At 62.8% G+C, this 14,393-nt stretch carries 16 protein-coding genes and 1 tRNA gene; 6 read left to right on the top strand and 11 right to left on the bottom strand.

Annotation, left to right across the window (positions count from 1 at the left end):
• The first annotated feature begins 45 nt into the window (after positions 1-45).
• Together MMF98_RS08240 and MMF98_RS23790 are read left to right on the top strand one after the other, a co-directional pair.
• Positions 46-136: transfer RNA gene (locus MMF98_RS08240), tRNA-Ser, on the top strand.
• A 156-nt stretch (positions 137-292) separates the two neighbouring features.
• Positions 293-451 (top strand): topoisomerase DNA-binding C4 zinc finger domain-containing protein, encoded by a 159-nt coding sequence (locus MMF98_RS23790; RefSeq protein WP_423837582.1) that lies wholly within the window; start codon positions 293-295, stop codon positions 449-451.
• Positions 452-874: 423 nt separating this feature from the next.
• On the opposite strand, the gene MMF98_RS08235 is transcribed toward MMF98_RS23790, so the two are convergent.
• From MMF98_RS08235 to MMF98_RS08185, 11 genes are all read right to left on the bottom strand, one after another.
• Entirely contained in the window at positions 875-1,198 is a 324-nt protein-coding gene (locus tag MMF98_RS08235) for a low molecular weight protein tyrosine phosphatase family protein (RefSeq protein WP_243305793.1), read from the bottom strand.
• 197 nt (positions 1,199-1,395) lie between these two features.
• The gene (locus MMF98_RS08230) at positions 1,396-2,706 is read right to left on the bottom strand and encodes a hypothetical protein (protein ID WP_243305792.1); all 1,311 of its coding nucleotides are present in this window, start codon (positions 2,704-2,706) and stop codon (positions 1,396-1,398) included.
• A gap of 291 nt (positions 2,707-2,997) precedes the next feature.
• The gene (locus MMF98_RS08225) at positions 2,998-4,257 is read right to left on the bottom strand and encodes a hypothetical protein (RefSeq protein ID WP_243305791.1); all 1,260 of its coding nucleotides are present in this window, start codon (positions 4,255-4,257) and stop codon (positions 2,998-3,000) included.
• Between the two features lie 347 nt (positions 4,258-4,604).
• Positions 4,605-5,426, bottom strand: a complete 822-nt coding sequence (locus tag MMF98_RS08220; RefSeq protein WP_243305790.1) for an ankyrin repeat domain-containing protein — start codon at positions 5,424-5,426, stop codon at positions 4,605-4,607.
• A gap of 126 nt (positions 5,427-5,552) precedes the next feature.
• Entirely contained in the window at positions 5,553-5,945 is a 393-nt protein-coding gene (locus MMF98_RS08215; RefSeq protein ID WP_243305789.1) for a hypothetical protein, read from the bottom strand.
• Positions 5,946-6,002: 57 nt separating this feature from the next.
• Positions 6,003-6,416, bottom strand: coding sequence for a hypothetical protein (locus tag MMF98_RS08210; RefSeq protein WP_243305788.1), 414 nt, complete (start codon positions 6,414-6,416; stop codon positions 6,003-6,005).
• A gap of 251 nt (positions 6,417-6,667) precedes the next feature.
• Positions 6,668-6,982, bottom strand: a complete 315-nt coding sequence (locus MMF98_RS08205; RefSeq protein ID WP_243305787.1) for an I78 family peptidase inhibitor — start codon at positions 6,980-6,982, stop codon at positions 6,668-6,670.
• 129 nt (positions 6,983-7,111) lie between these two features.
• Positions 7,112-8,245 (bottom strand): branched-chain amino acid ABC transporter substrate-binding protein, encoded by a 1,134-nt coding sequence (locus MMF98_RS08200; RefSeq protein ID WP_243305786.1) that lies wholly within the window; start codon positions 8,243-8,245, stop codon positions 7,112-7,114.
• Positions 8,246-8,422: 177 nt separating this feature from the next.
• The gene (locus MMF98_RS08195) at positions 8,423-8,728 is read right to left on the bottom strand and encodes a hypothetical protein (RefSeq protein WP_243305785.1); all 306 of its coding nucleotides are present in this window, start codon (positions 8,726-8,728) and stop codon (positions 8,423-8,425) included.
• Positions 8,728-9,162: a DNA polymerase III subunit chi gene (locus tag MMF98_RS08190; RefSeq protein ID WP_243305784.1), complete on the bottom strand. Its 435-nt coding sequence runs from the start codon at positions 9,160-9,162 to the stop codon at positions 8,728-8,730. The genes MMF98_RS08195 and MMF98_RS08190 overlap by 1 nt, the downstream gene beginning before the upstream one ends.
• 19 nt (positions 9,163-9,181) lie before the next feature.
• Positions 9,182-10,675 (bottom strand): leucyl aminopeptidase, encoded by a 1,494-nt coding sequence (locus MMF98_RS08185; RefSeq protein ID WP_243305783.1) that lies wholly within the window; start codon positions 10,673-10,675, stop codon positions 9,182-9,184.
• Between the two features lie 23 nt (positions 10,676-10,698).
• Between MMF98_RS08185 and lptF the strand changes: the two genes are divergently transcribed.
• The 4 genes from lptF (at position 10,699) to MMF98_RS08165 (ending at position 14,343) form a co-directional block, all read left to right on the top strand.
• Complete coding sequence (lptF, locus tag MMF98_RS08180) at positions 10,699-11,805, top strand: LPS export ABC transporter permease LptF (protein ID WP_243307349.1); 1,107 nt, start codon at positions 10,699-10,701, stop codon at positions 11,803-11,805.
• Positions 11,802-12,908, top strand: coding sequence for an LPS export ABC transporter permease LptG (lptG, locus tag MMF98_RS08175; RefSeq protein ID WP_243305782.1), 1,107 nt, complete (start codon positions 11,802-11,804; stop codon positions 12,906-12,908). Before lptF ends, lptG begins: the two co-directional genes overlap by 4 nt.
• Before the next feature lie 23 nt (positions 12,909-12,931).
• A complete protein-coding gene (locus tag MMF98_RS08170) occupies positions 12,932-13,291 on the top strand; it encodes a sirohydrochlorin chelatase (protein ID WP_243305781.1) in 360 nt (119 codons plus the stop codon).
• Between the two features lie 107 nt (positions 13,292-13,398).
• Entirely contained in the window at positions 13,399-14,343 is a 945-nt protein-coding gene (locus tag MMF98_RS08165; protein ID WP_243305780.1) for a CysB family HTH-type transcriptional regulator, read from the top strand.
• Positions 14,344-14,393: the final 50 nt, after the last annotated feature.

Raw genomic sequence — 14,393 nt, 5'->3', positions numbered from 1 at the left:
GCCAGGCAAAACCCGCCTGCGGCGCTGCTACAATGGAGGGCTTCCGGAGAGGTGGATGAGCGGTTTAAGTCGCACGCCTGGAAAGCGTGTGAGGGTTAATAGCCCTCCGCGGGTTCGAATCCCGCCCTCTCCGCCAAGAATCAGTCTCTAGATGTTCAATAGCATCCGAGAATATCCATAAAAAAAGCCGACCCTCCTCTAGGGGCCGGCTTTTTTGTTTGCTAGCGTCCAAGATCGTCCGTTGACAGCCAGGATTTATTGCTGGTACGGTTGCTGGTATTGAGGCTCTACCGTGCTGGTATCGCCCGTTTCCCCAGCGGAGCTTTGCCCGTTATGCAGCCAGGGGTTTGTGGTGCCTAAGCACAGCAGATATGGGCCGTTCTATTCATGCAGTGCGTTTCCCCGATGCACCTACAAGCGCGGCTCTGGTCAACGCCGAACTCGAAGCTGAGCTTTTTGCTGCACCCCCTGAGCAGAGACATGCAAGCGAGCCGAGCAAGTCAGGCGCTTTCTTCGGGATAGAGCTGGTTGAGGATTTCTGCTACCGGCTATACGGTCCCCAGTACTTAGCCGCCGTGAGCCAGCTCGTTTCGCGAGGCTGGAATGGTCTCCAGCAGATCCCAACTTTGATCCACCGCACCCAGGATCGTCCATGCCGGGAAGTCGCGCGTGATGTCGCGCTCCTTGATCTCGCGAAACTGGAGGGGGGGGGCGGCTCCTCGATGTGCACGCGGTAAGACACCACCTCAACCAGATCCTCAAAGCCCAAACCCTCGTGCGCCAGAATCGCGCCCAGACGCTTGAAGGCCAGATCAATCTGTTCCTTGGCGCTGTCCGGAACGGTGCCGCCTAGGCGGATTCCAACTTGGCCCGTCTACCGCAAATGCGGGGGTACTTTCCGTTCCAGCAAGGTCACAAGCCCGGGTTGCATGAATTCATAGTTGTCCGGAATATCTAGGCATATGACCTTCTTGCCGTTCAGCGACCGCCTGAACTGCTGCATCAACTTGGTCCGATGCGCCCGCTCCATCACGAAGATGATTTCGGCCCATTCAACCTGGTCGACGCTCAGTTGGCATTCTGCATCGGGAGCCAGACCAGCCGAATCCACTTCAATGCCTGGGAAGGTCGAGAAAACTCTCTCGGCGGTAGGACTGCGAAGCCTGTTCCTGCTGCAGATGAATAGCACACGTAGCATGCGAGTCTCTGAATGTTCGCGGATGAGATTGGAGGGCCGGAAGTTTGCTGCAATTCTGCCAGCGCGAGCACGACAAAGCGACAATGACCGTCAGGTTGCTCAAGTATGGGGTGCCGTGAACCGCCGCTCGATGCGGTTTCATCCGCTCCTCAGGTTGTAATCACGGCTGCCTGCCCGCAAGAGCGCCGCGTGCGAGCTCAAGGCTCGACGCGCCGGCAACTCGTTTCGCGGTCACTGCAGTAGTAGGTCCGCCGGCCCGCGACGTCCACACCGGAGCTGCGGTCCATGCTGTTGGAGTTGTTCGTGGCACCGAAGCCGCAACCCCAAACGAGGTGGGTGCTCGAGGCCAGTCGCCGTGCGTCGGGGCAGGCGCTGCTCATGGAACTGACCATGCGCTCAGGCGTGGCCCACTCCGAAAGCCCGCTCTTCGGTCCGCCGCTCAGGCCTCCGGTCACTGGGGAATCGCATCCGAAATTGCCCACCTCGTTGGGCTTAGTGCAGACGAAGATGGCCTCCGGGAATGCCTGGCGCGTCGAACCAGCAGTATCAGGCTTGCTCGGTTCGGGAGGTCGCGATGGCGTTGCAATCATCACCGGTTGGGACGGAGCCGGGGAGCGGGCCGGAGCCAGAGCCGGTGCCGGCGAAGTGGGACGCATCGCGGTCGGTGGGGCCGTGGCTATCTGGGAGGCTGGGAGAGCCCTTCGGTTAGCGGCACTTTGAGCGGCGAGCCGTTCTCGCTCTTGGATAGCGGCAAGCTCGCGTTGTGCCATGTTCGACGCTTTGGATTGCGCCGCTTGTTGCTCGGAATAAGCTTGGGCAGCCGCCTGAGTTCCGATCAGCGCGCTCTGGGCAACGGCGCCCCAGAACTCACTGCTTTTTCGACTTTCCGCTCGGCGTGTTGCGGCTACCTCTTGTCTCGCTTCTTGAAAGAGGGCTTCGTAGCGTTCCGCAGTGACGGAAAAATACCTATTCTGCCTCCAAAGCCATTCATTGCGCTCCTTGTCATAGCTGCCGCCAAACACATCTTTGACAGTGCCATCAGCACTCACCGTCAGGCTCCGTCGCTTGACCCAGGAAGAAGACGACTGCGTGCTTGAGGCGAACTGGTACAGCGTTTTCTCCTCGGGATCGTATTCGATAATGCTGTCTATCTTGTCGCACTTCCCGCTATTGAAGGAGCAATCGAAGTCGGTTCTGCGAATAGACGCACCGGGCACCAACCAAACCGCATTCCAAAAGACAATGTAGTCCCCGTCGATGCTATAGCTTTCACGCCCGACCCAGTATTTCCCGGTCGCGTGAACGTAGTCACCCCAACGGCGAAAAAGTTCTGCGGAATCTGTCGTTTCGACCTTCTTGGCCCGTTCAGGATTGCGGTGATACATCTCGCTGTCTTTTACGACAGTAACGCAGCCAGTAAGCCAGGCGGTTGCGATCAGGAACGCACATGAAGCCGTTCGGCGAAAGATATTCGAACGCTGAGAATTTGAAAATATTGTGAAACCCATCAAAATTCCCTCACATATCAAATTGGAAGATTAATCGAACGATCTCAGGGGCAATTGCTACATGCACCGCCGGGCGTTGCTCTGATTGAGACAGAGTCACACGCCAAGCGAACTCCCGCTCGCTTCATCCAACGTGACGACGTGGTCCGAAGCATGCGCAACGGCAATGCCTGACATAGAGCGACGCAACTCGGGCTCAAATCCCTCCGCCCAAGTACGGTGCTTGCTTCAGGCAATGGAAACTTCGAGTTGGAGTCGATGTCTACGCGGTGGCTAAAGGCCCGGCCAGATCTAGCGGATCTCGAACCGATACTGTGCATTTTGGCCAGCCTGACGCTCATACCAAGACCGTGCCTGACCAAGCTTCGATGGCATGTCGTCCACATAGTTGGCTTGGGCATCCCCTTGCACACGACGATCGAGGGTACTGCATTGCTGCAATGCACGAGGCTTGTACGAATCCACAATGGACCGAACCTGGGTACGGTCATTGGATTCCAGGAATCCCGCCGGGCCAGGGACTGCGACAAGAACCCAACAGTTCGAATTGTTGGTGTCGCCCTTTCTATATTCCATTGGCACTTGATACAGGAACGTCAAGGCAGCTTGCCGCGTCGCACCGTCTCTGTTGCTTGCGGCTGACTCACTTGCGACGGGCGCCAGCGCCGTTTTTCTCTCTTGCCTCTCTGCAAGCGAACCGGCGGCAGCGACCTGCAGGGACGGTGCAGCAGATGGAACCAGTTGCTGCCCCCGGGAGGGCTGCTGAATCTGCGACACCTGTTGCCCCCCTTGTGAGCGACGTTCACTGGCTAGGCGTTCCCGCTCCTTGATCGCCGCAAGTTCGCGCTGCGCCGCGTTTGGCCCCGTGGGTCGCGATGCTTGCTGTTCCGCATAGGCTTGCGACACGCCCTGCGCTACTGCGCTGACGCCCAGAGCGAAGTTGTTCCAGAAAGCAGCACTTTTGTCTCTCTCAGACGCTTTCAGTTCCGTTCGCGCTATCACACTCGCTCTTTCGTAGTCCTCATTGCTCACAGACCGAAAGACTGTCGCATCCACTACGAGATACCCATCTTGGTTTAGCGATCTTTCTCGCCCTCGCCGTTCGTCAAGCAAGGAGCCGTTGGGTTGCATGGCCAAGTCCAACAGAAGATCGCCCGGAGAAGATGCAAGCTGCTGAGAGTTCGCTTCAATCACCTGGATGCGGCCGGACTCTGGATCGTATTGCAGGCGTTGGTCGATTAAGAAGATGCCTCTCCTAGACATAAGGGTCTCACCCATGGTGTCGCCTGTCGCCTTCATGATCACTCCCGGCAGGACCCATTCATATCTCCGGCGCTCCAGGCCATCATTGCTGTAACCGATCCAGTTTTTTTCAACAGCAGCAGCATAGGGACCCCAGCGCTTCTGCAGCACCACCGGGTCTGTCGTCGCCCAAGCCTGCATTTTTGAGACTCCACCCTCGGCGTGCTCGTACAGCCGATTCGTTCCGCAGCCGTACAGCAGGGCGACGATCAATCCCAAAATCCAGATTCTCATGTACTTCTCGTGCATAAAAAAGGGGGAAGTCTAGGAGATTCAGACTGAGCAGTGGGCCTCACGCGGGTGGTGTTTACCCTGCCCTGCCCGACTCGCTGGCAACAGAGAAAAAAGGGCCAAAGCGCGCGCAGCCTTAGCAGACACCATCGTCACGGCTCCTCATCAGCGAGGAGATTTGCCTCATTTACTCCACGCCACAGGACGCTGGGTTGTCAGCGTCCGGCGGGCCACGCAGCGATGGCCAGTGCTACGCGAAGGACCGGCCGCGCCGCTCCTGACAGCGCCGTAGCCGACTCATCGCGGAGACTGTGCTGAGTACCGGCCCCGCGCTCCTTGGGCGTCTGACCAGCGTGCATCAACGGCTACCCTAAAGGGTTCTCCTGCATCGAGCGCTCAAGGGCCTTCGCGCTCGTTTCCCATCCTTCCCGGATGGCGTATTGCAAGGGCGTTTCTCCATCGTCGCTGAGAGCGTGGGGATTCGCTCCGGCTTCGATTAGCGCGGCGATGTTGTCCGCCGAATACTCGACGCAGACGGCACGGTGCAGGACCGTGAGACCACCACAGCGGCGATCCATCTGCTCGGGAAACTCGCGGATGAACGCGCGGAGGATAGACGGCGAGCGCGATCGAACAGCATTCCCAAAGGCGGCACTCACATCCGGTGCACCAGGTTTCCACGGCAAGGCGATCAGGCTCCGCAAGGTCCCGTGAGCCGAGTCGTCGGTCTCGTCGGGTACCCGGCCAGACCACAAGTTAGCGAAGTGGAAAAGTACATCGCGCGGGTAGGCTGGACGGCTTCGTGCCGCCGCGAAAAGCTCCGGGTGCCGCTCGATAGCTTCGTCGCGCCAAGCTCTGCTCAGGAGCGCAGGCAATACCACGTCGATCCCCAGCTGCGCCTCGCAGCCCTGGTGCCAGCGTGCGATTGTGCTGAATAGGGCCAGCGCATCCTCGTGGTCCAGCACCGGTTGGGACAACACTTGAAGCAAGCGGTGCCGCTCGCGGTGATGCTCCTTTGGACGCAGGTCAAGCCGTGACAGATCGCCATCCAGGGTCCGCAGGCAGTCAACGAGCCTGGCAGGCGCGGCTTCCAGCCCGCTCGGCGTCGCAAAGGTCGCCACAGCCCTGGCGTGCGCTGCTGCTTCAGCCAGCGCGCGGGTGAACTGGGTGCGAAAGTCAACGATCACGGCCACTCCCGGAGAGCTCCCGCGCGCTTCCTGAAATCGAAGAAAGAGGGTCGAATGTCGTGGGGAGCACGAAATCAGGCTCCATGGCGACAAGAACGAGCACGGCGAATCGAACCCGGATCCGCATCATTTGCGCTCGTGCTGCTCACGCGCACGCATTTCGGCGGCCCGCTTCTCCGCCCGATAGCCCGGGTCGTACTCGTTGCGCACGTCGGCGTAGCAACGCTGCACCGCGGCGCGCGCATTGTCCCAGCACACAGGCAAGTCGGTACCCGGGCTCCGATCCAGGCAATGGCGCAGGCCGAGGGCACCGCGCGCGTGGCAGGCCTGGTAGTCGCTGGCTGTGGGCGAGGCCTGGGCGACGCCAGCCAGCAAGAAAAAGACCGCAACAACCAAACGCACGAAGTCCTCCGCCTTGTTTGCGCTGATGATACTGGCCGCGCTCTCGACGCGAGCCTCCGTCACGGGCGCCTGCGGGTCCGCACGCGCTTGCAACTGCTCCGTCAGTTCACCGAGCACAAGCGCACGTTCATGCCCCTGGAACTGGAAGCGGAAATCCCCCGGATGGGTCGACGCCTAGCACCCGTGATTGAAGGTGATCCACCTCACCTTGGACCCCTGCCGCTTCTCGGCAGCCTCGAGGTCGTCCAGGTAGTCATTGATCTGCCGTTTCGTGGTGAGATTCTGGCCCAGGATGTTCGACTGGATGTTGTTGTGCACAACAATGTTCCTGAAGACGTCAGGGAAGCGATTTTCCAGCAGATTGGCGTACTTGACCTTCGCTTTGGCAACGAAATCTGTCGACTTCCCGCAAGCGCTGTCGCCCTGGTACTGGATCGGGTCGCTGATGTAGGCGGTGCGGTCTGGCGTCATCACTCCGGAGACGTGCAGGACGATGGCCCGAGCCGGGTCTGCCATTGCCTGAGACGTGGCGACAACCAAGAACAGTGCGGCCGTGACAGCAGCCATGGGGGCGAGACTTTTCTTCAAAACCGAGCTCCTATGAGAATAGATGACGTGAAAGGCATGGACATGGTCAAGAAACCGGTGGCCGGCGCTCAAGCACCTCATATGGCCAAAGGCATCATTAATCAAGCAGTGGCCCCTAGGGGGCCCCCCTGAGGCCGACAACAGAAGGCCATGCTATTTTCATAGCAGCGGGCTTGGGGTGCCATGATCCGCCTTCCAGCTTAGCCAACAGGCTGACACGAGTCATGGGCTTTGCTGTTTCTGGCCGCTGCTCAGCCGCAGTGCGCGCTGGTGGCCTTTCCCTCGCCATCCACATTGATCGTCAGTCGCGTCGCGATGAACTCCATCGTCACCATCTGATTGGGCTTGAGCGTGCGGACCGTTTCCGCGCCCGACCGGACCCTGGCTTCCTCCTGCAGCGCCGCATCGATGCTGCGCCCGATGACGAATTGGGCCGCATCGGCCTTGCACCCTGCGGCGGCGGAAGGGGCTGCCGGCACCGCGCCGGCACCCCCGCCATCCATCGCGCCGCAACCCATGACCGCCACCGGCAGCAATACAGACATCGTCAAAGCCTTCCAGGACATGAACGCCTCCTCATGAATCGTGAACCCAAACAGGCCACCACGGTACCTCAAACCGAGCCCGCCTGTCTGTGACAAACAAGAAGGCAAAAAGCCACCGCGAGGTGGCTTTTTTGCGGGAGATCGACGCGATCAGTTCAGCGGGGACTTCTTGCCGTCCTTGTAGACGTAGAGCGTCATGGCCGGGTTCTTCAGTTCGCCATTGGGCTCGAAGGCGATGTTGGCCGTCACACCCTTGAAGTTGGTTTCGGCCAGCTTCGGGATGTAGACCTTGGGGTCCCAGGAGTTGGCGCGCTTCATGGCGTCAACCAGCACGAAGGTGGCGTCGTAGGTGTACGGGCTGTAGACCTGGAACTGGCCAGGGTACTTGGCGTCGTAGCGGGCCTTCCAGGCCGCGCCGCCAGGCATCTTCTGCAGCGAGGCGCCGCCTTCGGCGCAGACCACGTTCTCCAGCGTCTTCGCGCCGCCCGCGAGCTTGGCGATTTCGGACGTGCAGATGCCGTCGCCGCCGAAGAACTTGACGTTGGAAAGACCCAGTTGCTCCATCTGGCGCAGCATCGGGCCGGCCTGGGGGTCCATGCCGCCGTAGAAGATGCCGTCCGGCGCCTTGGCCTTGATGGCGGTCAGGATCGCCATGAAGTCGGTGGCCTTGTCGGTGGTGAACTGCTCGTCAACGATCTGGATGCCCTTGGAGGCAGCCGTCTTCTTGAACACGTCGGCCACGCCCTGGCCATAGGCCGTGCGGTCGTCGATGATGGCAACCTTCTTGAGCTTAAGCGCATCGGCCGCGTAGTAGGCCAGGCCGGCACCGAGCGCATTGTCGTTGGCGATGATGCGGTAGGTGGTCTTGTAGCCGGGCTTGGTCAGGTTGGGGTTGGTGGCAGCGCCCGTGATGTGGGGAATGCCGCAGTCGTTGTAGACCTTCGAGGCGGGAATGGTGGTGCCCGAATTCAGGTGGCCCACCACGCCGGCCACCTTGGCATCGCACAGTTTCTGTGCGGCCGCCGTGCCTTGTTTCGGGTCCGCCGCGTCGTCCTCGGCCTGGATTTCGAACTTGATCTTCTTGCCGGCAATCACGACGTTCTGCGCATTCAGATCCTCGATGGCCATGCGCACGCCGTTTTCATTGTCCTTGCCGTAATGGGCCTGGGCGCCGGAAATCGGTGCCACATGGCCAATCTTGATCACTTGGACATCCTGTGCAACAGCCAAACCAGCCCCAACGGCCATGGCAGCGGCAACAGTTAGTTTCAACTTCACTTGCATATAAGCCTCCAGATTAGGAAAAAAGGTTGAGATGTAAATTTATGACTCAACGGGCGCGAAGTTATCGCAATTTCCAGGCCCGAACCATAGGGAACACGCTAGGTTCCTACCGATCAAGTGGTTTTTCCTGCCAGCAGTTGCGCTAATGCAGCAGGCACCCCGTTCGACGGTACCGCCTCAGCGCGGCGCAGCCGCCAATTCCTCAGCCAGCGCCTCTGATACAGCCTGTCGAACGGCCTCTTCGATGTCATCCCGCAGGCGCGGTCCCAGCGCCTGGGTTTGCTCCAGCACGGCGCGCGTCACCGCCTCGCGCAGGCGTCGCTCGAGCGACAGATCGATCCGCTGCATCACGCGGTGCATGATCTGGCGCTGCAGCCCGGCCACATCCTGCAGCGCCGGCGCCGGCACGGCCGCCTCGGGACGGTGCACGACCTCGGTCAGCGTCGGAACGAAGCGCGGTGGCGTGCGCGGAGGGGTGGACATCAGGCGGATCCCTTCAGCGCCAGATCGTGCCGGGTGATGGCGTAACCCCGGTCGGCATAGTGCTTCCAGCGGTGGCGTGCGCCCTGGCGGTCATCGCCCTGCTGCGTCACCACCTCGATCAGCCGCTCGAAGCGCTCAAAGCCGTCGGGCACCTGCTCGCCCAGATTGAGCAGGACCTGCTGATGGGGCGTGCCATGCACCGAACCGGCCAGCACCACGGGAGAGGCCGCCAGCATGGGCGCGGCACTGGCGCTGCGGCAGTGCGGAACGAACTCCAGCGGGGCGAACGTCCACAGGGCCACGTCCAGCTTTTGCAGCACCTCCGGCTCCGCCGTCACCACGACCCGGGCGCCGCTGCCCACCGCCTTGCGCAGCAGCCGGCAGGCATAGGCCACCTTGTCGGGGGCGTTGAAGTGAAATGCAACTTCCGTCATGCCGGCCAGACCTTGAAGCTCACTTGCGCGCGGCCGCCGGCCTGGCTTTCGGCTTCTTCGCCGCAGCAGCCCCCGCCGGAGCCTGGGCCAGCAGGTATTCGACCAGCAGGCCCACCGGGCGCCCCGTGGCCCCCTTGGCCGCACCGCTCTTCCAGGCGGTGCCGGCGATGTCCAGATGCGCCCAGGCAAACTTGCCGGCAAAGCGCTGCAGGAACTTGGCGGCCGTGATGGCGCCGCCCGCACGTCCGGCGACGTTGGCCACATCGGCGAAATGGGTCTTGAGCCCTTCCGCATAGTCCTCATCCAGCGGCAGGCGCCAGCAGGGATCGAGCGCTGCCTCGCCCGCCGCCTGCAGGGCCAGGGCCAGTTCGTCGTCCGCCGAGAACATGCCGCTGCGCACCGCGCCCAGCGCGATCACGCAGGCCCCGGTCAACGTTGCGATGTCCACCACGGCACCCGGCTTGAAACGTTCGGCATAGGTGAGCGCGTCGCACAGGATGAGCCGCCCTTCGGCATCGGTATTGAGAATCTCGATGGTCTGCCCGCTCATGCTGGTCACCACGTCGCCCGGCTTGATCGCGCGGCCGTCGGGCATGTTCTCGCAGCTGGGAATGAGGCCCACCACGTTGATGGCCGGCTTGAGCTCGGCCAGCGCGCGGAACACCCCCAGCACGCTGGCGGCGCCGCACATGTCGAACTTCATTTCGTCCATTTCGGCGGCCGGCTTGATCGAGATGCCGCCGGTGTCGAAGGTAATGCCCTTGCCGACCAGCACGGTCGGCGCCACCGATTTGGCCGCGCCCTCGTACCTGAGCACCACGAAGCGCAGCGGCTCCACCGAGCCCTGGGCCACCGCCATCAGCGCGCCCATGCCGAGCTTTTCCACCTCCTTGGGGCCGAGCACCTCGCATTTGACCCCGGGGAACTTGGCCAACGCCTTGGCCGCGCCGGCCAGCATGCTGGGAGTGGCGTGGTTGGCCGGGCGGTTGCCCCATTCCTTGGCCAGCTCGATCCCGGCAACGGCTGCGGCGCCGCGCTCGAAGGCCGGCTTGAGCACGGAAGCATCCGGCGCGCCCAGCACCAGCTGCTGGATCTTGCGGCCTTCCGCCTTCGATTTGGTGGTGGTGTACACATAGCTGGCTTCGGCGCCCGCCAGCATCGCGGCCCGCAAAGCCTCGCCTTGGGTGGCCTCGGCAAAGCAGACCAGCAGCCGCTTGGCAGGGCTGGCCTTGAGGGCCCCGACAGCGGCCTGCACCGCCTGCCGCACCTGCCGGGGCGAGCCCTCGCCGATGCCTGCCAGCACCACGCGCACGGCCGTCAGCCCGGCCGGCCGGTACAGAGAGAGCAGCCGGGCCGGCTTGGCCTCGAAATCGCCGGCCTTGGCCGCCTCGGCCAGCACGCGCGACAAGGCGTCCTTGCCGGGCTTGAACGCCTGGGTGACCAGCACCACGAGGGCATCGCATTTTTCGGCGGCGGCGCCAGCCAGGTCCAGGGTCTTGAGCTCAAAGTTCATAATTCGGTTTTTCCTTGAAACCGATGTTATTCCATTCCTCCATCCGCAAGGAGCTGGCCCGCAGTTTCGGCGCGACGCTGGTGGTGCTGGTCACCATCGTCATGACCATGATGCTGATCCGCACGCTGGGCCAGGCCTCGCGCGGCAGCGTCAACCCGTCGGACGTGATGGTGGTCATGGCCTACACCGTGCTCGGCCATCTGCCCACCATCCTCACGCTGAGCCTGTTCATCGCCATCGTGGGCACGCTGTCGCGCATGTACCGCGACAGCGAGATGGTGATCTGGTTCGCCAGCGGACGCGGCCTGGCGAGCTTCCTGGGGCCGCTGTTCCGCTTTGCCTGGCCGGTGCTGCTGGTCATCGCCCTGCTCGCGCTGGTGGTCTGGCCCTGGTCCAACCAGCAGACCCAGGACATGAAGGACCGCTTCGAGAAGCGCGGCGACCTGGAGCGCATCGCACCGGGCCAGTTCCAGGAATCCGCCAGCGGCAGCCGCGTGTTCTTCATCGAAAAGGAATCGCCCAACAACAAGACCGGGCAGAACGTCTTCATCTCGGCCACCGAGCGCGGCAAGGAGGCCGTGACCTCGGCCCGCAGCGGCCGCGTCGAAATCATCGGGGAAGACAACTTCCTGCTGCTCAGCATCGGGCAGCGCCTGGAAAGCACCATCGGCGAAACCGATCTCAAGATCAGCGACTTCGCCGAGTATGGAACCAAGGTGGGCGCCGACAGCCTGGGCGCGCAGGAAGACGCCCCCGCCAAGTCGCTCTCGACGCTGGCCCTGCTGATGGCGCCCACGCGTTTCAACCTCGGCGAGCTGGCCTGGCGCATCGGGCTGGCCCTCGCCGCCATGAATTTCGTGGTGATCGCCGTGGCGGTTTCCAGCGTCAATCCCCGCGCCGGGCGCGGGGGCAGCATGATCTTTGCGCTGTTCTCCTTCGTGGTCTATTACAACCTGCTCAACCTCGGCCAGAGCTGGATCGGCGCGGGCCGCATCTCGTTCTCCGGCTTCCTGCTGGCCCTGCATGGCGGGGTGCTGGCCCTGGGGCTGCTGTGGCTCGGCAAGCGGCACAACAACTGGTTCCTGCGGCGCCCGGCCCGGCAGCCGGTGGCATCGGAGGCAGGCGCGTGAAGACCCTGAGGCGGCTGATCTACGGCGAAGTCCTGCTCTCGGTGGCCTTCGTCACCCTGGGCTTCCTGGCGCTGTTCTTCTTTTTCGACTTCGTCGACGAGCTGCAGTACGTCGGCAAGAACGGCCCCACGGGCTACCAGCTCGTCCATGCGCTGGCCTACGTCACGCTCATGATCCCCAGCCACTTCTACGAGCTGCTGCCGATCACGGTGCTGATCGGCACCATCTTCGTGATGGCGCGGCTGGCCCAGAGTTCGGAGTTCACGATCCTGCGCACCAGCGGCCTCGGGCCCTGGCGCGCCATGAAGGCGCTGCTGGTGCTGGGCCTGGGCTTCGTGCTGCTGACGTTCGCCGTCGGCGACTACCTGTCTCCGGTCAGCGACCGCACGGCGCAGTTGCTCAAGGCGCGCTACCAGGGCAGCATCACGGTCGGCCAGACGGGCGCCTGGCTCAAGGAAAAGCAGCTCTACAACAGCTACGCCGTCAATGTCGGCGCCCTCTCTCCCGACGGCAACATGCACGCGGTGCGTATCTTCGAATTCGACAGCCGCAGCTTCCTGGTCTCGCTGACCCAGGCCGCCCAGGCCCATTTCGGCGAGGACGATTCCTGGGTGCTGGAGAACGTGGAGCGCAGCGAGTTCGTCTCGCGCGGCGGCGACATGGCGAAGATCGAACGCTCCCACCTCGACCGGTTCCGCTGGCCCACCGAGATCAGCGCCGAAATGGTCTCCGTCGCCCTGCTCAAGCCCGACCGGATGGGCACGATCGACCTGTTCCAGTACATCCAGCACCTCAACGCCAACGGCCAGGCCGCCCAGCGCTACGAGATCGAGTTCTGGAAAAAGGTGTTCTACCCCTTGAGCTGCCTGGTGATGGTCGTGCTGGCCCTGCCTTTCGCCTACCTCCACTTCCGCTCCGGCGGCATTGCCACCTACGTCTTCGGCGGCGTGATGATCGGCATCAGCTTCTTCCTGCTGAACAACGTGTTCGGCTATGTGGGGAACCTGCGCAACTGGTGGCCCTGGCTCACGGCGGCGGCCCCGGGGCTGATCTATTCGCTGCTCTCGCTGGCAGCCTTCGGCTGGCTGGTGCTGCGCCGCTAGCGCCGGTGCAGCGCGAGGCGACCATGACGCAAGGCATCCTGCTGCTGGCTCACGGCTCGCGCGACCCGCAGTGGCAGCGGCCGATGGAGGCCGTGGCGGCCCGCATCCGCGCACTCGACCCGCAAGCCCGGGTCGGCTGCGCCTACCTGGAGCTCACCGCGCCCGACCTGCCGGCCGCGGCCGCGGCCCTGATCGCGGAAGGTGCGTGCACCATTCGGGTGCTGCCCCTGTTCCTCGGCATCGGCAAGCATGCCCGCGAAGACCTGCCCCGGAAGGTGGCCGAGCTGCGCCGCAGCCACCCCGAGGTGGTTTTTGAGCTTCAACCGGCGGTGGGCGAGGATGCCCGGCTGGTAGAGCTGCTGGCCCGGATCGCGCTCTCCTGAGCGCCTCACAAGCGGGCCAGGAAAACTCGGGGCAGCCCGGCGTTTTCTCGAAGAATCTCAATAGAAGTTTGATGCATAATGAATTTCATTGTTAGTAGAAATTCGATATGAATCTGCACCAATTTCGTTTCGTCCAGGAAGCTGCGCGCCGCAACCTGAACCTGACCGAAGCGGCCAAGGCCCTGCACACCTCGCAGCCCGGCGTATCCAAGGCGATCATCGAGCTGGAGGAGGAGCTGGGCGTGGAAATCTTTGCGCGCCACGGCAAGCGCCTCAAGCGCATCACCGAGCCCGGCGAGCATGTGCTGAAAAGCATCGAGCTGATCATGCGCGAGGTCGGCAACCTCAAGCGCATCGGCGAGCAGTTCAGCGCCCAGGACAGCGGCACGCTCTCGATCGCCACCACCCACACCCAGGCGCGCTACGTGCTGCCGGTGCCGGTGGCGAAGCTGCGCGAGGCCTACCCCAAGGTCAACGTGAGCCTGCACCAGGGTGCGCCCGATCAGGTGGCCAGGATGGTGATCGACGAGGTGGCCGAGATCGGCATCGCCACCGAATCGCTGTCGGACTACGCCGAACTCGTCACCCTTCCCTGCTATGAGTGGCAGCACGTGCTGGTGCTGCCCGCCGCGCACCCGCTGGCGAAGAAGGAACGCATTGCGCTGGAAGACATCGCGCATGAGCCGATCATCACCTACCACCCGTCGTTCACCGGCCGCACCCGCATCGACACCGCCTTCGCGCAAAAGAAGCTGACGCCGCGTATCGCGCTCGAGGCCATCGACTCCGACGTGATCAAGACCTATGTGCGCCTGGGCCTGGGCGTGGGCATCGTCGCCGAGATGGCCGTGCGCGACGATGGCAGCAACAACGACCTCGTGGTTCGCCCGGTGGGCCATCTGTTCGGCCAGAACATCGCGCGCGTGGCCTTCAAGCGCAGTGCCTACCTGCGCAACTTCGTCTTCAAGTTCGCCGAACTGCTGAGCGACCGGCTGGACCGCAACCTGATCGCCAAGGCCATGAGCGGGCATGTCAATGACTATGAGTTGTGACCCACCCCTGAAGCGGCCTGCGGCCGTGGTGCCGCTGCCAGAGGCAGCGG

Origin of the sequence: Variovorax terrae, assembly GCF_022809125.1 — a bacterium.
GTDB classification, from domain to species: Bacteria; Pseudomonadota; Gammaproteobacteria; order Burkholderiales; family Burkholderiaceae_C; genus Variovorax_A; species Variovorax_A terrae.
This window is presented reverse-complemented; position numbering and strand designations above follow the sequence as displayed.

Excerpts from the sequence above, each read along its gene's own strand:
- MMF98_RS08190 (WP_243305784.1), bottom strand. The coding sequence starts at position 9,162 with ATGACGGAAGTTGCATTTCACTTCAACGCCCCCGACAAGGTGGCCTAT.
- MMF98_RS08195 (WP_243305785.1), bottom strand. The coding sequence starts at position 8,728 with ATGTCCACCCCTCCGCGCACGCCACCGCGCTTCGTTCCGACGCTGACC.
- MMF98_RS08165 (WP_243305780.1), top strand. The coding sequence starts at position 13,399 with ATGAATCTGCACCAATTTCGTTTCGTCCAGGAAGCTGCGCGCCGCAAC.
- MMF98_RS08230 (WP_243305792.1), bottom strand. The coding sequence starts at position 2,706 with ATGGGTTTCACAATATTTTCAAATTCTCAGCGTTCGAATATCTTTCGC.
- MMF98_RS08205 (WP_243305787.1), bottom strand. The coding sequence starts at position 6,982 with ATGTCCTGGAAGGCTTTGACGATGTCTGTATTGCTGCCGGTGGCGGTC.
- MMF98_RS08225 (WP_243305791.1), bottom strand. The coding sequence starts at position 4,257 with ATGCACGAGAAGTACATGAGAATCTGGATTTTGGGATTGATCGTCGCC.
- MMF98_RS08200 (WP_243305786.1), bottom strand. The coding sequence starts at position 8,245 with ATGCAAGTGAAGTTGAAACTAACTGTTGCCGCTGCCATGGCCGTTGGG.
- MMF98_RS08170 (WP_243305781.1), top strand. The coding sequence starts at position 12,932 with ATGACGCAAGGCATCCTGCTGCTGGCTCACGGCTCGCGCGACCCGCAG.
- MMF98_RS08185 (WP_243305783.1), bottom strand. The coding sequence starts at position 10,675 with ATGAACTTTGAGCTCAAGACCCTGGACCTGGCTGGCGCCGCCGCCGAA.
- lptF (WP_243307349.1), top strand. The coding sequence starts at position 10,699 with ATGTTATTCCATTCCTCCATCCGCAAGGAGCTGGCCCGCAGTTTCGGC.
- MMF98_RS08235 (WP_243305793.1), bottom strand. The coding sequence starts at position 1,198 with ATGCTACGTGTGCTATTCATCTGCAGCAGGAACAGGCTTCGCAGTCCT.